Here is a 21,166-nt window from a genome sequence, read left to right on the forward strand (position 1 = left end):
CCGATTGAAGGTCGCCCCGGCGAGGCGGCAAGACCTGTTGGACGCGGAGTTCGTCCGGCTCCCAGTCGACGCTAGCGGGAGCCGATCGAGTCGAAGCCCTTCCGACGGTTTGATCAGCCGAGAGGGCTTCCCCTCTGTCCGGGACATTTACGCAGAAGCGCCGATGGCGAGCCACGAACCGTGTCTGGTTCGTGGCTCGCCATCTTTGCCATGTGGCAGGTGCCGGGGGAGTTAGCCCTGGACCGGCTCCTCTGCCGGGACGAGTTCGATGCCGGAAACCAGCATCTCCTCACCGCCCGCCTCAAGGCGCAGGTCGCGTGCGTTGCCGGCGGCCAGCAAATCGCCCAGGCCCTGGCGCAGCTGTGTCAGCACGGATTCCGGGCCGGTCACCAGACCGGTGAGGACTTCAGTGCGCTGCTTGACCTTGGCCTCGGACTTGGCCTTGCGGATACCGCTCAGCGCCTGTCCGACGACCGGCAGGACCGCCGCGTCCGCACCTTCGATGGCCGAGGCCAGGTGGTTGGCGGTCGGCCATTCGGCGCGGTGCACCGAGCCGGCGCGCCACCAGCCCCAGACCTCTTCGGTGGCGAAGGGAAGGAACGGTGCGAGCAGGCGAAGCAGGGCATCGAGCGTGGTGGCCAGGGCGGCCAGCACGGAGGCCTGTTCCTCCGCGCCGCGCACGCCGTAGGCGCGGTCCTTGATCAGTTCGACGTAGTCGTCGGTGAACGACCAGAAGAACGACTCGGTGATGTCCAGCGCGCGGGCGTAGTCGTAGCCTTCGAAGGCGCGGGTGGCGTCCTCGATGACCTGCGACAGCCGCACGAGCACCGACTTGTCCAGCCCGTTAGTGATCACCGAGGCATCGCCGGTGAGCACGTTGGCCTCGGTGGCGCCCAGGTTCAGCACGAACTTGGAGGCGTTGAGCAGCTTGATCGCCAGGCGGCGGCCGATCTTCATCTGTGCGATCTCGTACGCTGTATCGGCACCGAGCTTGGCCGAGGCCGCCCAGTAGCGCACAGCGTCGGCACCGAAGTCCTCGAGCACGTCGGTGGGGACCACCACGTTGCCCTTGGACTTGGACATCTTCTTGCGGTCCGGATCCAGGATCCAGCCGGAGATCGCCGCATGCTTCCACGGAGCCGCAGCGTGCAGCGCATCGGCGCGCACGGCCGAGGAGAACAGCCAGGTGCGGATGATGTCGTGGCCCTGCGGGCGCAGGTCGAACGGGAAGACCTTGCTGAAGAAGTCCCCGTCGCGGCTCCAACGGCCGACGATCTGCGGGGTCAACGAGCTGGTGGCCCAGGTGTCAAGCACATCGGCATCGCCGATGAAGCCTCCGGGCACGTTGCGCTGTGCGGCCTCGTAGCCCGGTGCCGTATCGGCTGCCGGGTCCACGGGAAGCATTTGATCGGTGGGCAGGACGGGGTTCGCGTAGTCCGGCTCGCCTTCGGCATCCAGTGGGTACCAGACCGGGACGGGCACGCCGAAGAAGCGCTGGCGGGAGACCAGCCAGTCGCCATTCAAGCCCGAGATCCAGTTTTCGTAGCGGGAGCGCATGAAGGCCGGGTGGAATTCGATTTCCGCACCGCGCTTGATCAGCGCCTCGCGGCGGGCCTCGTCGCGGCCGCCGTTGCTGATGTACCACTGGCGGGAGGAGACGATTTCCAGGGGCTTGTCGCCCTTTTCGAAGAAGTTCACCGGGTGCATGATCTTTTTCGGTTCGCCATCGAGCAGATCCGCATCAAGCAGCAGCTTGACGACGGACTCCTTGGCGGAGAACACCGTCTTGCCGGCAATCTGCGCAAACGCGGCGCGGCCGGCCTCGGTGGTGATCCACTCGGGTGCCTCGGCGGAGATGCGCCCGTCGCGGCCCACGATGGCGCGGGTCGGCAGCTGCAGCTCACGCCACCAGGTGACGTCGGTCAGGTCGCCGAAGGTGCAGACCATGGCGATGCCGGAGCCCTTGTCGGCCTTGGCCAATGCGTGCGGGTAGACCTTGACCTCGACGTCGAACAGCGGGGACTTGACCGTCTTGCCGAACAGCGGCTGGTAGCGCTCGTCATCCGGGTTGGCGACCAGCCCGGCGCACGCGGCGAGCAGTTCGGGGCGGGTGGTCTCGATGTAGATCTTCGTGCCGTCCTCGGCGAAGAACGGGTAGCGGTAGTAAGCGCCGGCGACCTCGCGGTCCTCCAGCTCGGCTTGGGCGACGGCCGTGCGGAAGGAGACGTCCCACAGGGTCGGGGCCTCGGCCATGTAGGCGTCGCCTGCGGCCAGGTTGGCCAGGAAGCCGCGCTGGGAGACAGCACGGGACACGTCGTCGATGGTGCGGTAGGTCAGGTCCCAGTCGACCGAGAGGCCGAGCGTGGTGAACAGGTGTTCGAAGACCTCTTCGTCCTGCACGGCCAGCTCTTCGCACAGCTCGATGAAGTTCTTGCGTGAGACCACGTCCCAGTCGCGCTGGTTCTTCGCCGGGGCCGCCGGCGGACGGTAGCCCTCGACGTAGGAGTAGCTCGGGTCGCAACGCACGCCGTAGTAGTTCTGCACGCGGCGTTCGGTGGGCAGGCCGTTGTCGTCCCAGCCCATCGGATAGAACACATTCATGCCGCGCATGCGCTGGTACCGGGCCAGGACGTCGGTCTGCGTGTAGGAGAACATGTGCCCCACGTGCAGCGAGCCCGACGCGGTCGGTGGCGGAGTGTCGATCGAGTAGACCTGAGCGCGGGTGGTCTCGGGGTTGAACTTGTAGGTTCCCTCGGCACGCCAGCGCTTGGACAGGGACTCTTCGAGTCCCTCCAATGCCGGTTTGTCGGGAACGGAAACGGTGGTGGGCGTGTCTGTGCCCAAGTTGTCTTCAGCCATGGGTCCCATTCTTCCATGAACGCACCGTTTGCCCCATTTGGGACAGACTGCTCGGACAAGAGGCCGAGGGGCCCAACGACACTGGTCGGCGGCGGGGGGGCGGGGTTACGATGCGGCCATGGGAAAATTCAGGATGATGCGGGTGTACGACCAGGCTGACGGAGGCTACCGGGTGCTGGTGGACAGGTTGTGGCCCCGGGGCATGTCGCGGGAGTTGGCGCAGCTCGACGAATGGGCCAAGGACGTGGCCCCCTCGACCGAGTTGCGCTCTGCCTTCGGGCACCGTGAAGAACGGTTCGAGGAGTTCAAGAACCTCTACCTCGCCGAGCTGGAAAACGGCCCGGCAGCGGCCGAGGTCGACCGGCTGCTTGGCCTGGCAAAGAGCAAGGAGGACATCGTCCTGCTCTTCGGCGCCAAGGACACCGAACACAACCAAGCTGTGGTGCTGCTCGAGCACCTCAACGAGGCCATGTCCGGTGCCGGCTGAGCGTCCCTAACGCGCCAGCGCGGCTTCGATCACCGCGGCCACGGCCAGCAGGCCGCGGTCGCGGTGTGCAGGGCCCTGCAGCGTGATGCCCACCGGCAGGCCGTCGCCGGTCAGCCCGGCCGGCAGGGTGAGCATCGGGGCGCCCAGCACGGTGCCGGGGCCCAGATTCCGGGTCATCAGCGGGAAAAGCGGGACCTCTTCGCCATTGTGCTCGGTGCTCAGATCGTTGCCGATCCGCTGCGGAACCGTGGGTAGCGTCGGGAAGAGCAGCGCGTCGAAGCCGGCGGCCGCGACGAGTCGGGCGTAGTCGGCGCGGGCGTTGGCCATGGTGGCGCAGGCCTCGGCGTAGGCGGCGGGGCTGACCGGCACAGCGTCGTAGCCCTCCAGGATCCCGCAGACATCGGGCGAGGCGGCGCGCTCGATGACCAGCTCCCACGCGTCCTCGGGGCTGATGTTCTCCGCGGCGGCCAGGTGGCTGCTGAGCAGGCGCGGGGCCTCCCACCCGACCAGGTCCCACTGGCTGGCCTCGGTCTGTTCGATGACGGCGTCCAGATCGACCTCGATGATCGTCGCCGTGTCGGCGAGGGCCGCCACGACCTCGGCGAAGCGCGTGGCGATGCGCGGATCCAGGTCCTGGATGAAGGCGGTCGGCACGGCAAGCAGCAGACGTTCCGAGACGGGTGCGCCGGCCGGGGCGTTGGTGATCCAGGCGTCGATGGTTGCGGCGTGTTCGACGCTGCGCGCGTGAACCCCGACCGTGTCGCGGGACCAGGACAGGCCGATGGTTCCGGCCGACGGCCAGCGTCCGGTGCTGGGGCGGAAACCGACGACTCCGCAGGAAGCGGCGGGGATCGAGATCGACCCTCCGGTGTCGGTGCCCAGGGAGACGGGAACCAGTCCGGCGGCGACGGCAGCGCCGCTGCCGCCGCTGGAACCGCCAGCGCTGCGCTGCGGATCGAAGGGGTTGCGCACCGGGCCGTAGGTGGCGTTGTTGCTGGTGATGCCGAAGGCAAGCTCGTGCATGTTGGTCAGCCCGGCCACGCGTCCGCCATGCAGTTTCAGCGCCGTGACCACCGCCGAGTCGGCCTCGGGCAGGTATCCGGCGAAGACCGGGCTGGCGGCCGTGGCCGGCATGCCGGCAACCTCGATATTTGCCTTGACGGCAAAGTCGAACCCGCCGGCGAGGGTCGCCCCCGGATTGGCTTCCGGTATGCGGCCATCGGCCAAGTAGGTCCAGATGCCTGCTGCTGTTTCCTGGGACACGGGGATGTTTCCTTTGCTGCCGGGTGTTTGCTCTTACCCCGAGCCTAGCGGTGAATCAGCTCACGTCGGCATCGGCATTAATGCCGACCCTCCGATGCCAGCAAAGTTGCCACCCCGGTGCGGCTACGCACCTGAAGCTTCGCAAAAACGCGGGAGAGGTGGGTGCGCAGCGTTCCCATTGAGATGCCCAGCTCCCGGCAGGCCTGGCGGTCGGTCAGCCCGCAGGCCACGGCGGCGGCAACCTCCGATTCCCTGGTGGTCAACCCGGCGATGCGTGGAGCTGCAACCGGGGCCCGTGCGGGCAGAAGCTGCGCGATCAGGGCGCCGCCGGCCTGTAGCAGCGCCACCTCCTCGGCGTTGAAGGATGCCCGGCCGGTGGTCCGCCACAGGCGCAGGTCCAGCGTCCCGGTGAAGCCGGGAAGTAGTTCGTTCCCTCCGCCAGGGCGTCGGCTGCCAGGAAGTCGCTGTGGAACTCGGTGGCCCGCAGGGCCCGGGGGTCAACCACATCGGCCACCCGGGCGGCCCGGCCAGCGGCCCGCATCCTCGGGGTGAGCGGATCGTGGAACTGGAAGTGTTCTTGGTATCGGCGCATGTTCGCATCCGACATGTTCACCCAGACCGGGGAGGAATAGGCGTCATTGGCATCGAGCCGGCAGGAGACATAGACGTCGGCGTCGAGAAGGCGCATCAGCGAGTGTCCGATTTGCAGGCGCCGCGTCGCGTCGTCTGCTCCGGATGCCGGGGAAGGACCGGCCGCCAGGGACGACAGGAAGGAGGAAAATGCCGACAGGCTGCCCATGGGTTCCCTTCGGGGCGGGGTAGGCAGGGTGTTGAACAAGTCTGTCATCTTCCGTGTGCCGGCCAATGCCAGCGGCATATGCTGGGGCCATGAGCGAAGCGATGTCCACTGCAACTGCCCCGACCACCACCAAGGCTGCGCTGGTCACCGGCGCCTCGACCGGAATCGGGGCGGCCACAGTGCGCGCCTTGCGCGGACGCGGCTGGAAAGTCTACGCCGTGGCCCGCCGCGTCGAACGGCTTCAGGCGCTGGCCGCGGAGACCGGAGCCATCGCGCTGTCAGCCGACATCACCAACGACGACGACGTGGCCCGCCTGCTGGAACACGTGGGCGCCGACGGGGGGATCGACACCCTGGCCAATATCGCCGGCGGCGCCCGTGGTGCCGATCCGGTAGCCACCGCCGGGACCGGGGACTGGGAATGGATGCTCGCCGTCAACGTGGTGGGCACCATGAAGATGACCCGTGCCTTCCTGCCGATGCTGCGTGCCCACGGCGAGGGAACCGTGCTGAACCTGACCTCGACTGCCGCGCTGCACGGCTACGAGGGCGGCGGCGGCTACAACGCCGCCAAGTTCGCCCAGCGCGGCATGACCCAGGCGCTGCGCCTTGAAGAGGCCGAGCACAATGTGCGGGTAATCGAGGTGCTTCCGGGGCTGGTGATGACCGAAGAGTTCGCCTTGAACCGGCTCGGTGACGCCGAAGCCGCGGCAAAAGTATACGCCGGGGTGGCCAAGCCGCTGACAGCCGACGACGTCGCCGATGTGGTGTCCTACGCGCTGAACGCCCCGCACCACGTGAACCTCGATGAGATAGTGATGCGCCCGGTGGCCCAGGCCTCCAACTTCAAGCTGATCCGCCGCGGCTGAACCGGATTTCTTCGGGGCGCCTGGTCCGGGCGCGGATCAAGCGCGTGTGCGGCGCAGGAGCAGCAACGTGCCCCAACAGGTCAGCGACACGGCAACCAGCCCCGCCGCCACCAGGGGAGCCCCGGCCCAGAACCAATGGATCGAGCCGTCGCCGAAGGTGAATCCGGCGGCCAGCGCCAACGAACAGATCGCCAGCATCAGGATGAGTGCGGGCCAGCCCCTGCGATACATGCTGTGCTCCCGTCAGTGATAGTTACAGATGGGGTGGATTCTACCGGTGCCGGCGCCGGCGGGAGCCGTGGGGAAAAGGATTTGCCTGGTCCCGGAAACCGTCCGGCCGCCTGTCGTGGGGCCGGAGGCGGACCGGCTGCCGATAAGCTGGGCGCAACTGCCAGGTCCGCTCCGGGCCGTGTACCTCCCGCCGCGTGAAAGGCCCTCCCCTTTCGATGAAACGCTTCCTGCGCGGGGTGCGCCCGCTGGGTGTCCTCCTGGGCCTGGTCTTTGCCTCGCTGGCACTGACCCCGTCATTGGTCCCGCGGCCCACCTCCTTCCAGGGCGCACTGGCCGGCCTCTGGTTCGCCATCGGCTACGGTCTGGGAACCCTGCTGCACGTGCTCGGCTCGCGCAGCTGGGGCGCCCTGGAACCGCTGCGCCAAGCACTGCGCCGGCTCAAGCACCGGGGCCTGGGGCTCAAGGCCCGCCGCGCGAAGAGCTGGTGGCTGGTCATGGCAGCCGCCGTCCTGGCCTACCTGGGCATCTATGGCGCGCTCGTGGTGGCCTGGCAGAACGATGTGCGTTCCCTGGTGGAGATGGAACCTGTCTCGGCCGCACAGCATGCCGAGCTTTTGGTGACGATGGCCCTGGTCGCCGTACTCTGCCTGGCCATCGGCCATCGGCCACGGCATCGGCTTCCTGCGCCGCTCGGCCGCCCGCCGCGCTCTGGCCGCCGGCGCGTCCCCGGCCCGCGCCGCCTCGCGTGGCTGGGCCATCGGCACATCGGCCGTCGCGGGCCAGCTGGCTGTGCTGGTGCTGCTCGCCGTCATCGGAGTGGATCGGATCTACGGTGCGCGCGATGCGCAGACTGCTGTGGGCATCACCGAGCCGGGATCTGCCTTCCGCTCCGCGGGTCCGGACTCGGCCATCGCCTGGGAGGGGCTGGGAGTCCACGGGCGCGGCTTCGTGGGCGGCGGCCCCGATGCCGCCGAGATCGAAGAGGTCACCGGACGCGCGGCCAAGACACCGGTGCGGATCTAAGCGGGGCTCGGCAATGCCGCCACCCCGGCCGAACGTGCCGCGCTCGCCGTGGCCGAGCTCAAGCGCACCGGGGCATTCGAGCGCAAGGTGTTGATGGTCGCCACCACCACCGGCTCCGGCTGGCTCGAGGCCCAGGGCCTCGACTCGATCGAGTACCTCCCCGGTGGGGGCACCGCCATCGTCGCCACGCAGTACTCCTACCTGCCCAGCTGGGTTTCATTCCTCTTCAACGAGCAGCTTCCGGTGGACGCCAGCAGTGAGCTGTTCAATGCGGTCCACGCCGAATGGGCATCCATGCCGGAAGGCAAGCACCCGCGGTTGGCGGTCTATGGGCTGAGCCTGGGGGCCTTCGGCCTGCAGGGAGTACTCGGGGACCTGGAACGGATCCGCGCGATGACGGATGCGGCGCTGTTCACCGGACCGCCGAACAACTCCCAACCCTGGGGCGGGCTGCAGGATCACCGGGATGCGGGAAGCCCAGTCTGGCAGCCGATCTACCAGGGGGGCGGAGGTTCGCTGGATGTCCAAGCCCGGGGACTTCGATACGCCCGGTGGTACCTGGCGCGAACCGTGCATGGGCCACCTGCAGCACGCGACCGACGCCATCATCTGGCTCGATGCACGCACCATCTACCAGCGCCCCGAATGGCGGGAAGGAACCCGTGCCGAGGGCGGCCGGGCAGCTGACGTGAGTGATTCGATGCGCTGGATCCCCGGTGTCACCTACATGCACCTGGTTGCCGACATGCTGCTCAGCGAATCGGTGCCCGCCGGGCACGGGCACAACTGCGGGGACGTAATGGCCGACGCCTGGGCCAACGTGCTGCCGGGACACGGGCTGGGTGATGCCGCCATCGGGCGCACCCGGGAACGCATCGAAACGATGGCCCACGAGGACCCCGTCTGGGAGTAGCCGGAGCCTGTCTCGCACGTGCCACCGCGCTCCCGCACGCCGATGGGCCGGATTAACGTCGAATGTCCATTCGGACTAGTCGAAATGCAGGGTAGCTAGCACCGCCGCATGATCAGTACCAGGAACCCGTGCGGTGAGCTGGCAACACGTGCTCACGTCCGCGGAGGTCACCACGTGGTCGATCACCACGCCGGGGGAGAAGGGAGCCTCGCGCGGCCAAGTGGGGGAGAGCCTGGCCCAGTTCCGCGCTGATGCGTCAACCAGCGGCGCCGACGGCGTGGAGCCCAGTAGGTCACGGAATTCACGGTGGTCGTAAGTCGCGTTGAAGTCGCCAGCTAGGATCCGGGTCCCGCCACCGGCGTTCACCCGCCCCAGGGTGGCGATATCCCGCCTCCAGGACGGCACTGCCTGGGGCAGGGGCGGATAGGTATGCACGTTGGTGATGCTGATGCGCGTTTCCTGGCCGATCGGGCCGATGGCGGTGAACGATGCCGTCAGGTTTTCGAACGACATGGAATCCAGCTCCGGGACGGATACCTCGTCCAACGGGAACAATGCGTAGATGCCCGCTCCGGCGGCCCCGCCCGCGGGCGACGAGAGGACGTGGGGGAGCAGCTCGCCGATCCCGGCATCCGCCAACCCCGCTTCCAGCCGCGGCGTGTACTCCTGCAGCACGAGCAACTGGACGTGTTCGCGCCGGATCAGATCCACGATGGCCCGCGGATCGGCCCGGCCCAGGCGCGCATTCAGGCTCATCATGCGCAGGCTCAGGCCCTCGGATGCGGGCAGCACCTCGGGACGTGGTGCGGGCGCCGGTGCAAACGGGGCGGCCACGAGGGCAACGAACGCGGCAGCGGTCGCCGCGGCGATCCATGCGCCGGCGGCGCGCCGGCTCGCCAGGAAGCAGGCGGCCGCGAGCGCCGCCGGAAAACCGAACAGCGGAGTCAGCGCCAACAGCTGCACCCAAGGGGTTCCCACTGCCGTGCCGCTCAGGCGCAACCCCAGCACGAGCAATGCCGGAGCCAGCATCAGCCAGGCCGCCACGGCAACCCATCGCCGCCACGCCAGTCTTCGCGGGGACGGCGCTCCGGTTTCCGCTGGAACACTGTGCATCAGGTCAGGATAGATGTTTCCGCGGGGAAATGCCGCAATGCCGGTCCAAATGGCGCCGGGTTGGGCACCTCTCGCCCGATCGCGCTAGACTGAATGGCATTACGGCGTTGAACCGGCCATCACCGGTGAGCCTTCGGAAGAAAAGCGGAACCCGATCGGGGAACCGCCCGGTAGAACCGAACGGGTAAGCCCGTCACAGCAGTCAATGAGCGGCATGCGGAACCCCCTCGGGTGGGACCGCAGCGCAAGCGGGGTGGTACCGCGAGGTGGGGCAACCGAATGCCCCGTGCCTCGTCCCCGTACGGAGAACGCCCGGCGTCCGTACGACGCCACCGATCCCAGGACTGCCGCTGATGACCACGTACCCCAAGGCCTCGACCGACCCCCACGGCACCACGCCCGCCTCTCCCCGTTTCCCGGAGATCGAGGAACGCGTGCTCAAATACTGGGACGGAGACGGAACTTTTCAGGCCTCCATCGACGCCCGCCCGGCCGGCGAAAACGGCTCCAACGAGTTCGTCTTTTACGACGGCCCTCCCTTCGCCAATGGCCTGCCGCACTACGGGCACCTGCTGACCGGCTACGCCAAGGACCTGGTCGCCCGCTACAAGACCCAGCGCGGACACCGCGTAGAACGCCGCTTCGGCTGGGATACCCACGGGCTTCCGGCCGAGCTGGAAGCCATGAAGCAGCTGGGCATGACCGACAAGAAGCAGATCGAAGCCATGGGCATCGATAAGTTCAACGATGCCTGCCGCTCCTCGGTGATGAAGTACGCCGGGGAATGGCAGGACTACGTCACCCGCCAGGCCCGCTGGGTCGACTTCGAGAACGACTACAAGACGCTCAACGTCGAATACATGGAGTCCGTGCTCTGGGCCTTCAAGCAGCTGCACGACAAGGAGCTGACCTATCAGGGCTTCCGCGTGCTTCCGTACTGCTGGAAGGACGAGACCCCGCTGTCCAACCACGAGCTGCGCATGGACGACGACGTCTACAAGGACCGCCAGGACCAGACGGTCACCGTCGCCTTCCCGCTGCTCGCCGGTGAATCAGCTGCATCCCAGGCGCTCGCCGGCGTCCAGGCCCTGGCCTGGACGACCACACCCTGGACCCTGCCCACCAACCTGGCCCTGGCAGTTGGCCCGGAGGTGTCCTACGTTGTCGTCCCCGCCGGCCCGAACGGGGTCAAGGCCTCCGGTGCCACAGGCAGCTTCCTGATCGCTTCCGACCTGCTCGGCTCCTACGCCAAGGACCTGGGCTTCGAAGACGCTGCAGCGGCCGCCGAGGCAGTAGAGGCCACCTACGCCGGCATCGAGCTGGCCGGCATCAAGTACGCACCGCTTTGGGACACCTTCGTCGATGACGAAACCTACGGCACTGCCAACGCCTTCCAGATCCTGCTCGCAGACTACGTCACCACCACCGACGGCACCGGCATCGTCCACCAGGCCCCCGCCTACGGCGAGGAGGATCAGAAAATCTGCGAGGCCTCCGGGATCCCGGTGGTCCTGTCCATCGACGAGGGAGCGAAGTTCCTGTCGGTCTTCGCCGGCGGACCGCTGGATGCCGTCGTCGGCGTCCAGGTCTTCGAGGCGAACAAGACCATCACCAACATCCTGCGCGACAATGCGCGGCTGGTGAAGCAGGCCTCCTATGTGCACTCCTACCCGCACTGCTGGCGCTGCCGGACGCCCCTGATCTACCGCGCGATCTCCTCCTGGTATGTCGAGGTCACCAAGATCAAGGACCGCATGACCGAGCTGAACCAGGACATCAACTGGATCCCGGGCAACGTCAAGGACGGCCAGTTCGGCAAGTGGCTGGCCAATGCCCGCGACTGGTCCATCAGCCGCAACCGGTACTGGGGTTCGCCCATCCCGGTGTGGCAGTCGGACGACCCGGACTACCCGCGCACCGACGTGTACGGTTCGCTGGCCGAGATGAAGGCCGACTTCGGACGCCTGCCGGTGGACAACACGGGCCAGGTCGACCTGCACCGCCCGTTCATCGACGAGCTCACCCGGCCCAACCCGGATGACCCCACCGGCAAGTCGACCATGCGCCGCGTAGAGGACGTGCTTGACGTCTGGTTCGACTCCGGATCGATGCCGTACGCCCAGGTGCATTACCCGTTCGAGAACGAGGACTGGTTCAACACGCACAACCCGGCCGACTTCATCGTGGAGTACATCGGCCAGACCCGCGGTTGGTTCTACATGCTGCACATCCTCTCCACTGCGCTCTTCGACCGCCCGGCGTTCAAGAACGTGATCAGCCACGGCATCGTGCTGGGCTCCGACGGACAGAAGATGTCCAAATCGCTGCGCAACTACCCGGATGTCAACGAGGTCCTGGACCGCGACGGCTCGGATGCCATGCGCTGGTTCCTGATGGCCTCCCCGATCCTGCGCGGCGGCAACCTGGTCGTCACCGAACAGGGCATCCGCGAAGGGGTCCGCCAGGTCCTGCTGCCGATGTGGAACGTCTGGCACTTCTTCTCGCTCTACACGAACGCCGCCAACAACGGCGCCGGCTACGAGGCGAAGCTCTCCTACAGCTCCACCGACCCACTGGATGCGTACATGCTCGCCGCCACCGGCGAGCTGGTCCGCGAGGCGACGGCCAAGCTCGATGGCTACGACATCTCCGACACGGCGGAAACCATCCGCCAGTACATGGACACGCTCACCAACTGGTACGTGCGCCGTTCCCGCCAGCGCTTCTTCGACGAGGACACCCAGGCGTTCGACACGCTCTACACCTGCCTGGAAACCCTGACCCGCGTCTCGGCCTCGCTGCTGCCGCTGGCCAGCGAGGAAATCTGGCGCGGACTCACCGGCGGGCGCTCGGTGCACTTGGCCGACTGGCCCGAAGCCGAACTGTTCGGCACGAACGTCGAACTGGTCGAGTCCATGGAAGCCACCCGCCGCATCTGCTCGGTCGGCTCCTCGCTGCGCAAGGGCGCCAACCTGCGCGTGCGCCTGCCGCTGAAGGGCATGACAGTCGTCGTCGAGGGCGCGGCCGCGCTGGAGGGCACCTTCGCCTCGATCATCGCCGAGGAACTGAACCTGCGTTCGGTCACGCTGCTCGACGCCTCGCAGGCCGACGCCGGTGAGTTCGGCATCAGCCAGAAGCTGGTCGTGAACGCCCGTGCTGCCGGACCGCGCCTGGGTAAGAACATGCAGCTGGCCATCAAGGGTTCCAAGTCCGGTGACTGGTCCATCGACGAGACGGGTGTCGTCACCGCCGGCGGCCTGTCCCTGGAAGAACACGAATACACGCTCGAAACGGTCGTCGAGGCCGGTGAGGGGGAGGCTGTCATCGCCGCCGCCGTCCTGCCCGGCGGTGGATTCCTGGTGCTCGACACCGAGGTTACAGCGGAGCTGGCGGCCGAAGGCACGGCGCGCGACATGGTCCGCACCATCCAGCAGGCCCGCAAGGACGCCGACCTGGCCGTCGGCGACCGAATCCGCACCGTCATCCAGGCCGACGCGGCAACGCTCGAGGCACTGCACGCCAACGCTGCGCTGATCAAGAACGAAACCCTGACCACCGGACTGGTCCTGGAAGCGGGAGAAGAAGGCAAGGCCCCGCGGGTCTTCGTCGAAACGCTCGCCCAGGCCGAAGGCGCCACCATCGAATCGGAGCCCACCTCTTGAGCAATCCCACAGACGACGCCTTCTCCGTCGAGAGCGTCTACGCCGAACTCCTGGGCCGCGCCCCGGAAAACAAGATCGAACCGCGCATGGAGCCCATGCGCCGGGCCATGGACATCCTGGGCGAGCCGAACAAGGCCTACCCGATCATCCATGTGACCGGAACCAACGGCAAGACCTCCACGGCGCGCATGATCGAGTCGCTGCTCGGCGTGCACGACCTGCGCACCGGCCGCTACTCCAGCCCGCACCTGTCCAAGGTCACCGAACGCATCGCCATCGACGGGGAACCGGTCGACGACGCGACGTTCGTGCGGATCTGGGACGAGATCCGCCCGTACCTGCAGATCGTTGACGACGAGCTGAGCGCCAACGGCGAAAACCGGCTCACCTACTTCGAGGCGGTGACGATCCTGGCCTTCGCCGTGTTCGCCGATGCCCCGGTGGACGTCGCCATCATCGAGGTGGGACTCGGTGGGATCACCGACGCCACGAACGTGGGCGACGGGGCGGTCTCCGTGATCACCCCGATCTCGCTTGACCACACCGACCTGCTGGGTGACACCACCGAGCTGATCGCCCAGGAGAAAGCGGGGATCATCAAGCCCGGAGGCTTCCTGATTTCCGCGATGCAGCCAGCCGATGCGGCTCAGGTGCTGCTGGAGAAGGCCCGGGAACTTGACGTCCCCTTCCGCTTCGAAGGAGTCGAATTCGGTGTTGAATCACGGACCGTCGCCGTTGGCGGCCAGCAGCTGACCCTGCAGGGGCTGGCCGACCGCTACACGGACATCTTCCTGCCGCTGCACGGCGCCCACCAGGCGCAGAATGCGGCACTCGCACTGGCCGCGCTCGAGGCGTTCCTGGGCGGGGGAGAACGCCCGCTGTCGGTCGAACTCGTCCGCGACGGCTTTGCCAACGCCACCTCCCCGGGCCGGCTGGAGGCGATCAGGACGGCCCCGACGGTACTGCTCGACGCGGGACACAACCCCGATGGCATCAGGGTCAGTGCCGAGGCGATCAAGGAGTCATTCGGCTTCAGCAAGCTGGTGCTTGTCGTGGGCATTCTGCGCGAAAAGGATGCAGCGGCGATGCTCTACCAGCTGCGCGAGCAGTACGGGGACCTGGTCGAGGACATCGCCCTGACCCAGTCCAACTCGCCACGGGCCATCCCCGCCGGTGAACTGGCCGACATGGCCATCGATGCGGGCTTCCGGGAAGAGGACCTGTTCATGACCGAGAAGCTCGACGACGCCCTGGAATGGGCCATCGGCCGCGCCGAGGCCACCGACGACTTCGGTGGCGGGGTCCTGGTGACCGGTTCGATTACCCTCGTGGGCGAGGCCCGCACCCTGCTGGGAGGAAAGTAGTTTCCATGGCACGCATGACCAAGGCACAACGCGAATGGCGCCCGGGGCAGAAGAAGAAGGCCCGCTCAGCGCGGACCCTCTTCGCCTCCACGGTGCTGAGCCTCGAGGCGTTCGTGATGCTCTTCTTCGCGCTGACGGTCTTCGGGTTGCGCCGCGACGACCTGAACCCGGTGATGATCCTGGGCGGCGGCATCGGGCTTGCCGTCCTCTGCATCCTCACCTGTGCGCTGCTGCGCGAACCGCTGGGCTATTGGATCGGCTGGGGCATCCAGCTGGTGATGATCCTGCTGGGCTTCCTGGAACCCTCGATGTTCATCATCGGCCTGCTCTTTGCCCTGACCTGGTGGTACGCCGTGGTCAAGGGAGGGTCCATGGACAGGGAAACCAAGGCCCGGGCCGAGGCGCAGGAAGCCTGGGAGCGCGAGCACCCGCAGGGCCCCGAGCAGGCGGCCGGATAGCCTCCGGTACGCCGGCGGGCCGCTCCGCACCCTAGAATTATCTCCAGAACACCACTTCAACGAAGGAGCACATCAGTGTCCATCGAACGCACCCTCATCCTGATCAAGCCGGACGGCGTCGAACGCCAGCTCACCGGAACCATCTTGTCCCGCATCGAGGCCAAGGGCTATCGCCTGGCAGAACTCAAGCAGGTCTCCGCTACCCGCGAACTGCTCGAGGAGCACTACGAGGAGCACGTGGGCAAGCCGTTTTACGAGCCATTGGTCGAGTTCATGCTCTCCGGCCCGGTCGTGGCGATCATCGCCGAGGGCCACCGCGTCATCGAGGGCTTCCGCTCACTGGCCGGCACCACCGATCCGACGACTGCCGCCCCGGGCACCATCCGTGGAGACTTGGGCCGCGACTGGGGCCTGAAGGTCCAGCAGAACCTGGTCCACGGCTCGGACTCCACCGAATCGGCAGCCCGCGAGATCGGGATCTGGTTCTCCTAACCGGCCCGCCCCACCCGGTACGACAAAGGCTTTCCGCCGCACGCCCCTGGAATCCAAGAGGCTTGCCGCGGGAAGCCTTTGTCGTTGTCCGGCAGGGCTACCGGTGCGCCTCCGCAAACTCCTTGAAGGCTTCCATCATCTTCAGGCCCTGTTTCGGGAAGGACTTGCCAAAGAGTAGCGCGCGGACCTTCATGAACCCGGTGAACTCATGGGAATTGCGGGCGACCCAGCGCGTGGAGGTGCCGTCGATGTCTTGGAAGTCGTTCCCATAGACGATGCGCAGGTCCTTGGCCTCGTAGCTGCCGTCGAAGGAATCGGGCAGGTTGCGCCGGATGATGGTCTCGATCATTTCCAGGGTTCCGTTGCCGCGCTTGAAGGTCAGCCGAGAGGTGGAACCCGGCTCTCCGGGGGTGCCCGAGACGGCGTCGAAGGAGAGCAGGCCCTTTTGCCAGAGCGGCAGGTTCTCCGGGGCGTCGAAGAGCTCGATGAAGTGGTCACGGGGAACGGTGACGGTGATCTCCTGGCTGAATTCCATTTCAGGAGCGTAGGGCCCTCCGCCGGCGGTTTGGAAAGCGCATCCCGGGCCCGGCCGCAAGCCTGGGAGCGGCACCCCGCGTTGCCGGTAAGGTCAGGACCCGGAGGTACTTCCCGGAAAATGTCGAGGGCTGCCTCATCGATGGCCTGCTCGGAGCCAGAACGCGACCCGATGCGCGCGGGCGGGGCGCACATCCACGTGGGCGGGTCGAAGCTGACCGCTGCTGCCATGGCGGAGCTGGGCTCCGGCGACTACCGGGAGCCCGGCGGGACCTATAGCTGGACGGCGCCCGTGACGGTGCTCTCCGCGGACGAACCCCGCGGGCCGGGATACTGCCCCGGTGCCCGATGGCCCGGCGAAACAGGACCTCGGCCTCCCGGCCCGGGCGCCCGCCTGAACACCCCGGATGCGAGCGAACCGCCCGGTGCGACGCAGGGCGGTTCGGGTCAAGCGGGTCGGCGGAGTTGCCGAATCAGTTCCCCGCACCGATAAATGCCTGCGGGAAGCGCACGAAGACGCTCGCGGCGGTGAGAACCAGCAGGAGCACGGTGATGACCCAGGCCCACTCGGCAGCGAATTTCCTCAACCCGGCGCCGGCGGGAATCACGCCGGTCACGATATTGCGGCTCGTGGTGTGGATGAAGAGCGGGATCATCATCGCCCAGACGACCATGCAGTAAAGGCATAGGGCGTTGATCTCGTACAGCGCCTGGGACCAGAGCCAGACGATGAAGATGAAGGCCAGCGTGACACCGCCTTGGAAGCCGAGCCAGTACCAGCGCTTGAACTTGGCCCCGGCCAGGAGCGCCATGCCAATGGTGATCACGACGCCGAAGCCCACGATGCCCAGGAACGGGTTGGGGAAGCCGAGCAGGGCGGCTTGTCCCGACTTCATGACGGTGCCGCAGGAAACCCACGGGTTGAAATCGCAGCTGGTGGTGTGGTTGGCGTCCTTGTAGAGCGCCAGCCGCTCGAGCACGAGGATCCCGGAGGCGATCCAGGCGACGGCGCCCAGTACCACGAGGAACAGGCCGAAGGCCGTGTCGCGGGCGAGCCCCGTGGGTTGCGGCAGTCCCGCGTGCGGGCCACGTGATGATTCCTTGCTGGGGGTGCTCACGTTTGAATTCCTCCTTCGGCCCGGGCCCGATGCGCCCGGTTGCCTGTTCTAGAATTCTAGACCGTCGTGGATCGTTTACCCGGGATAGGCTACGCGGCACAGCTCCGGAGGGGGTGCGAAGGCCCTAGTGGGACGGACCACAGCTGGCAGGCGTGTCGAAAAACCGTCATCTGTGTCATCCGTATGAGACAATTGGCGTGGTTGAACTTGGATCCACAGTCCTTGAACGGCCCAACGACACGCTTCCAGACCCGCGGGCGATGCATCTGACGGAATCAGCCATTGAGGCTTCCGTGCGAATACCGCCGACGGCCGCCGCAACAGAACGCGGCATGTCAGGACAGAGCGCCGTTGGTTTTCCGGGAGGTCCGCGCCCCAAGATGATGGCGCACCCCGGGGGACAATCCAATGTGCTTCCGGAGGATGCGCGGCCAACAGGCCCGGTCATTTCGGCTAACCGCCCAAGGGCCCCGCTGTGGGGGGTACCCGGGGTGAGGAGAAAATTTCCACTATGGAACGTAATAACGAGGAGCAGGTGGCCGAGACAACGGCGCCGACCCGTACTCGCTCTACCCGCAGCCGCAGTACCGCAACCAAGGCAGCCGCAACAAAGACGGTTGAAGCCGCGTCCGTCGCCGAGGAAGCCGTCAAGGCCCCGGTCAAGCGCGCCACCCGTAGTCGTCGCGTTGCCACGGCGGCGCAGACCACCGAGACCCCGGTTGAGGCACCCGCGGCAGAGCCCGTGGCCGAAGCCGTCCTCGTAGCGCCGGCGGAGAAGAAGCCCTCCACCCGCAAGGCCCCGGTCAAGCGCGCCACCCGCAAGCCAGCAGTCGAGCCCGTCGCGGTGCTCGAGGAGGCGCCTGTAGCCGTCGAGGCTCCCGTCGTCGTAGAGGCCCCCGTGATAGCTGCTCCCGAGGTCCCTGCGGAACCGGAAACCGTCAAGGCCCCGGTCAAGCGAGCCACCCGTAGCCGCCGCGCCTCGGCGCCCGCACAGGCACCCGGCACGGCCACCGCCAAGATCCGCGTGGAAGCTCCCGTCGTTGAGGCGGCACCGGAAGCCGCGCCTGTTGCCGAGGACGCCGTGGCAGTAGAAGACGTAGTGGTGGAAGAAATGCCCGCAGCCGAGGAGGTCCCGGCCAAGCGCCCGGCCCGCGGCCGTGGCGGCCGTTCGCGTTCGGCGAAGGCCGCCGTGCAGGAACCGGCGACCGAGGAGGCCGAGGCTCCAGCAGCCGAGGTTGCTCCCGTGGTCGAGGCCGCTGTGGACGTTGAGGCCGAGTCCACCGCCGATGCCGCGGACGAGGACCCGTCGACGGGTATCACCAACCCGTTCGCCATCCCCGAATCATCGCTGTCCATGCTGTTCCATGCACCGGATTTGACGACCATCCCGGCCCGCTCGGCCGATGGCGCCGAGCTCGAGGAGGACGACGAGGATTCGGCCGAGGCTGCTTCCGGCTCACGCCGCAGCCGCCGAACCCGCTCGCGCGGCCGTTCGACGGATGCCGAGGTCAGCGACGATGCGGCAGCCGGTACCGAAGAGCTGTCGGCCGAAGAGGACGGCGTCGTTTCGCGTCGCCGTCGCCGTCGCCGCCGTGGTGATCAGGATCTGGAACTGACCGGGGGACAGGACGACGATCCGCCCAACACGGTCACCCGCGTGCGCGCACCGCGCACCGCCGGCACCACAGCCGTCGAGGTGGTTCCCTCGAACCGCGTGACCGGCGTCAAGGGATCCACCCGTCTGGAAGCCAAGCGCCAGCGCCGCCGCGAATCCCGCGAGTCCGGCCGCCGCCGCCAGGTGATCACCGAGGCGGAGTTCCTGGCCCGCCGCGAGTCGGTCGATCGGCAGATGATCGTGCGCCAGCGCGAGGACAGGATCCAGATCGGTGTCCTCGAGGACGGCGTGCTCGCCGAGCACTTCGTGTCCAAGACCCAGCAGGATTCGCTGATCGGCAACGTCTACGTCGGCAAGGTGCAGAACGTGCTGCCCTCGATGGAGGCGGCCTTCGTCGACATCGGGCGCGGACGCAATGCAGTGCTCTACGCCGGTGAGGTCAACTGGGACGTGGCGGGCCTCGACGGCCAGCCGCGCCGCATCGAGCACGCCCTGAAGTCGGGCGACTCGGTCCTGGTGCAGGTCACCAAGGATCCGGTCGGCCATAAGGGCGCCCGCCTGACCAGCCAGATTTCGCTGCCCGGACGCTACCTGGTCTACGTGCCCGGCGGCTCCATGACCGGCATCTCGCGCAAGCTTCCCGATGTGGAACGCAACCGCCTGAAGAAGATCCTCAAGGACCACCTCCCGGAGAACGCGGGCGTCATCGTGCGCACCGCGGCCGAGGGGGCCTCCGAGGAGGAATTGATGAACGACATCAACCGCCTGCGCGCCCAGTGGGAAGGCATCGAGGCGGCCTCGACGTCTACCAAGACGCTTCCCCCGGAGCTGCTGTACGGCGAACCGGACCTGACCATCAAGGTCGTCCGCGATGTCTTCAACGAGGACTTCTCCAAGCTCATCGTCTCCGGCGAGGAGGCGTGGGACACCATCGAGGCCTACGTGACCTATGTGGCCCCCGATCTGGTGGGCCGGCTCGAGAAGTGGGAATCGGCCGAAGACATCTTCACCGTGCACCGCATCGACGAGCAGATCCACAAGGCGCTGGAGCGTAAGGTCTTCCTGCCCTCTGGCGGTTCGCTGGTCATCGACCGCACCGAGGCGATGACGGTGGTTGACGTCAACACGGGCAAGTTCACCGGATCCGGTGGCAACCTCGAGGAAACCGTCACCAAGAACAACCTGGAAGCGGCCGAAGAGGTGGTGCGCCAGCTGCGCCTGCGCGACATCGGCGGCATCATTGTCATCGACTTCATCGACATGGTCCTTGAATCGAACCGCGATTTGGTGCTCCGCCGCATGGTCGAGTGCTTGGGCCGTGACCGGACCAAGCACCAGGTGGCCGAGGTGACCAGCCTGGGCCTGGTGCAGATGACACGCAAGCGCATGGGTACCGGCTTGCTCGAGGTCTTCGGCGAAAACTGCGAGGCCTGTAATGGCCGCGGCGTGATCACCCACGACGAGCCGGTCGAGCACCGCCGTGCGTTCAACTCGCATGGTGAGCAGATCTCCACCGCGGCACCGCGTACCGCGGTGGAGAAGTCCTCACGTAGCGAACGCCGCCGCCGTAACCGGACGCAGGAGGAAATAGCTGCCGATGCGGCCAGCACCCATGCCCCGGTGGAGGTGCCGGAGTCGGCAGGTCCGGTCGGTGGTGCCGAGCTCGAAGCCAAGGCGACCGCAACCCGCGCCGCGTTTGCTACTATTGCAGCTGCTGCCCATGCGGCCCACGAACACGACCAGGAAGCCGCACAGCCGGAATCCGACTCCGAATCCCTGACTGTCGGCGGTGAACCGGTGGCGTTGCCTCCGCGTTCGCGGCGTCGTCGGCGTGCCGGTTCCCCGGCGCAGTCCCCGGAGCTGACGCTGGAGGGTCTGGCGGCGGCGCTGCCTGACCACTCGGTGGAAGCCGAACAGGTACCGCATCTGGAGCCGGTCGTGCGCACCTCGCGCAGGGCTAAGCGCCAGCAGCATGCCTCGGCTGCGCTCCAAGCACCGGACGTCGCCGCCGTGGAGACGCCACAGGTGAGTGGCGTGGCTGGGCAGGCCTCCAAGGAAACGCAGGCCGAACCGGCCGGCGCCAAGGTTTCGGTGCGCGCCAGTGCACCGGTTGAAGCGGCCCGCAAGCCGCGTCGCCGCCGTGCGGCATCAAGCCCGCAGGGCCCCTCCACCAGTGAGGTGTTCGTCACTGAATCGACGAATTCCTCCGGTGGTTCGGCCCACGCGGCAACCCTCCCAAGCGTCGTGAGGGCCCCACAGGCCCGTAACGGTGCGGAAGAGCCAATGATTCTCGGTGTGGGCGTGCCCGCATCCGAGTTGTAGTAAAAAGCAGTAAGGGATCTTGGCGGCACGCGGGAGCAAGTTGT

The 21,166-nt window shown here is 67.2% G+C and carries 16 protein-coding genes and 2 pseudogenes; 10 read left to right on the forward strand and 8 right to left on the reverse strand.

Annotated features, from left to right (window positions below; all coding sequences use genetic code 11):
- Positions 1–231: 231 nt before the first annotated feature.
- On the reverse strand, positions 232–2,859 hold the full coding sequence (gene valS / locus E9229_RS15355) for a valine--tRNA ligase (protein ID WP_183512508.1): 2,628 nt from the start codon (positions 2,857–2,859) through the stop codon (positions 232–234).
- A gap of 118 nt (positions 2,860–2,977) precedes the next feature.
- On the opposite strand from valS, the gene E9229_RS15360 reads away from it, so the two are divergent.
- The gene (locus E9229_RS15360) at positions 2,978–3,346 is read left to right on the forward strand and encodes a DUF488 domain-containing protein (RefSeq protein ID WP_183512509.1); all 369 of its coding nucleotides are present in this window, start codon (positions 2,978–2,980) and stop codon (positions 3,344–3,346) included.
- Between the two features lie 6 nt (positions 3,347–3,352).
- Here the strand turns inward: E9229_RS15360 and E9229_RS15365 are convergent, their stop codons facing one another.
- The 3 genes from E9229_RS15365 to E9229_RS15375 form a co-directional block, all read right to left on the reverse strand.
- Complete coding sequence (locus E9229_RS15365; protein WP_183512510.1) at positions 3,353–4,609, reverse strand: amidase family protein; 1,257 nt, start codon at positions 4,607–4,609, stop codon at positions 3,353–3,355.
- Between the two features lie 77 nt (positions 4,610–4,686).
- The gene (locus E9229_RS15370; protein ID WP_183512511.1) at positions 4,687–4,956 is read right to left on the reverse strand and encodes a response regulator transcription factor; all 270 of its coding nucleotides are present in this window, start codon (positions 4,954–4,956) and stop codon (positions 4,687–4,689) included.
- Complete coding sequence (locus E9229_RS15375) at positions 4,926–5,408, reverse strand: hypothetical protein (RefSeq protein WP_183512513.1); 483 nt, start codon at positions 5,406–5,408, stop codon at positions 4,926–4,928. The genes E9229_RS15370 and E9229_RS15375 overlap by 31 nt, the downstream gene beginning before the upstream one ends.
- 89 nt (positions 5,409–5,497) lie before the next feature.
- Here E9229_RS15375 and E9229_RS15380 point away from each other — a divergent pair, with 89 nt between their 5' ends.
- Positions 5,498–6,277 carry an SDR family oxidoreductase gene (locus tag E9229_RS15380; RefSeq protein ID WP_183512514.1) on the forward strand — a complete coding sequence of 260 codons (780 nt, stop codon included), beginning with the start codon at positions 5,498–5,500 and terminating at the stop codon, positions 6,275–6,277.
- 36 nt (positions 6,278–6,313) lie between these two features.
- Here the strand turns inward: E9229_RS15380 and E9229_RS15385 are convergent, their stop codons facing one another.
- Positions 6,314–6,508: a hypothetical protein gene (locus E9229_RS15385; RefSeq protein WP_183512516.1), complete on the reverse strand. Its 195-nt coding sequence runs from the start codon at positions 6,506–6,508 to the stop codon at positions 6,314–6,316.
- Positions 6,509–6,723: 215 nt separating this feature from the next.
- Here E9229_RS15385 and E9229_RS20100 point away from each other — a divergent pair.
- The 3 genes and pseudogenes from E9229_RS20100 to E9229_RS15400 form a co-directional block, all read left to right on the forward strand.
- Positions 6,724–7,158, forward strand: a pseudogene (locus E9229_RS20100) (alpha/beta-hydrolase N-terminal domain-containing protein); the annotation flags it as partial.
- Between the two features lie 145 nt (positions 7,159–7,303).
- Positions 7,304–7,531, forward strand: coding sequence for an alpha/beta-hydrolase N-terminal domain-containing protein (locus E9229_RS19720; RefSeq protein WP_183512517.1), 228 nt, complete (start codon positions 7,304–7,306; stop codon positions 7,529–7,531).
- A gap of 48 nt (positions 7,532–7,579) precedes the next feature.
- Positions 7,580–8,444, forward strand: a pseudogene (locus E9229_RS15400) (alpha/beta-hydrolase family protein).
- A 75-nt stretch (positions 8,445–8,519) separates the two neighbouring features.
- Here E9229_RS15400 and E9229_RS15410 read toward each other — a convergent pair.
- On the reverse strand, positions 8,520–9,488 hold the full coding sequence (locus E9229_RS15410; RefSeq protein ID WP_183512520.1) for an endonuclease/exonuclease/phosphatase family protein: 969 nt from the start codon (positions 9,486–9,488) through the stop codon (positions 8,520–8,522).
- Positions 9,489–9,910: 422 nt separating this feature from the next.
- On the opposite strand from E9229_RS15410, the gene ileS reads away from it, so the two are divergent.
- The 4 genes from ileS to ndk all read left to right on the forward strand — a co-directional run bounded on the left by ileS (position 9,911) and on the right by ndk (position 15,533).
- Positions 9,911–13,219, forward strand: a complete 3,309-nt coding sequence (ileS, locus tag E9229_RS15415; RefSeq protein WP_183512521.1) for an isoleucine--tRNA ligase — start codon at positions 9,911–9,913, stop codon at positions 13,217–13,219.
- The gene (locus E9229_RS15420; RefSeq protein WP_183512522.1) at positions 13,216–14,583 is read left to right on the forward strand and encodes a bifunctional folylpolyglutamate synthase/dihydrofolate synthase; all 1,368 of its coding nucleotides are present in this window, start codon (positions 13,216–13,218) and stop codon (positions 14,581–14,583) included. The genes ileS and E9229_RS15420 overlap by 4 nt, the downstream gene beginning before the upstream one ends.
- Before the next feature lie 5 nt (positions 14,584–14,588).
- Complete coding sequence (locus E9229_RS15425; protein WP_183512523.1) at positions 14,589–15,041, forward strand: DUF4233 domain-containing protein; 453 nt, start codon at positions 14,589–14,591, stop codon at positions 15,039–15,041.
- 75 nt (positions 15,042–15,116) lie between these two features.
- Positions 15,117–15,533, forward strand: coding sequence for a nucleoside-diphosphate kinase (ndk, locus tag E9229_RS15430; RefSeq protein ID WP_183512524.1), 417 nt, complete (start codon positions 15,117–15,119; stop codon positions 15,531–15,533).
- Positions 15,534–15,630: 97 nt separating this feature from the next.
- Here the strand turns inward: ndk and E9229_RS15435 are convergent, their stop codons facing one another.
- The gene (locus E9229_RS15435) at positions 15,631–16,068 is read right to left on the reverse strand and encodes an SRPBCC family protein (protein ID WP_183512525.1); all 438 of its coding nucleotides are present in this window, start codon (positions 16,066–16,068) and stop codon (positions 15,631–15,633) included.
- A 472-nt stretch (positions 16,069–16,540) separates the two neighbouring features.
- On the reverse strand, positions 16,541–17,185 hold the full coding sequence (locus E9229_RS15440) for a vitamin K epoxide reductase family protein (RefSeq protein WP_312855725.1): 645 nt from the start codon (positions 17,183–17,185) through the stop codon (positions 16,541–16,543).
- A 511-nt stretch (positions 17,186–17,696) separates the two neighbouring features.
- On the opposite strand from E9229_RS15440, the gene E9229_RS15445 reads away from it, so the two are divergent.
- Positions 17,697–21,122: an Rne/Rng family ribonuclease gene (locus E9229_RS15445; protein ID WP_183512526.1), complete on the forward strand. Its 3,426-nt coding sequence runs from the start codon at positions 17,697–17,699 to the stop codon at positions 21,120–21,122.
- Positions 21,123–21,166 lie beyond the last annotated feature (44 nt).

Origin of the sequence: Paeniglutamicibacter cryotolerans (assembly GCF_014190875.1) — a bacterium.
Lineage (GTDB): Bacteria > Actinomycetota > Actinomycetes > Actinomycetales > Micrococcaceae > Paeniglutamicibacter > Paeniglutamicibacter cryotolerans.

Coding starts and splice junctions, on each gene's coding strand:
- E9229_RS15425 (WP_183512523.1), top strand. CDS start 14,589: ATGGCACGCATGACCAAGGCACAACGCGAATGGCGCCCGGGGCAGAAG.
- E9229_RS15435 (WP_183512525.1), bottom strand. CDS start 16,068: ATGGAATTCAGCCAGGAGATCACCGTCACCGTTCCCCGTGACCACTTC.
- ileS (WP_183512521.1), top strand. CDS start 9,911: ATGACCACGTACCCCAAGGCCTCGACCGACCCCCACGGCACCACGCCC.
- valS (WP_183512508.1), bottom strand. CDS start 2,859: ATGGCTGAAGACAACTTGGGCACAGACACGCCCACCACCGTTTCCGTT.
- E9229_RS15380 (WP_183512514.1), top strand. CDS start 5,498: ATGAGCGAAGCGATGTCCACTGCAACTGCCCCGACCACCACCAAGGCT.
- E9229_RS15360 (WP_183512509.1), top strand. CDS start 2,978: ATGGGAAAATTCAGGATGATGCGGGTGTACGACCAGGCTGACGGAGGC.
- E9229_RS15375 (WP_183512513.1), bottom strand. CDS start 5,408: ATGGGCAGCCTGTCGGCATTTTCCTCCTTCCTGTCGTCCCTGGCGGCC.
- E9229_RS15385 (WP_183512516.1), bottom strand. CDS start 6,508: ATGTATCGCAGGGGCTGGCCCGCACTCATCCTGATGCTGGCGATCTGT.
- E9229_RS15445 (WP_183512526.1), top strand. CDS start 17,697: ATGGAACGTAATAACGAGGAGCAGGTGGCCGAGACAACGGCGCCGACC.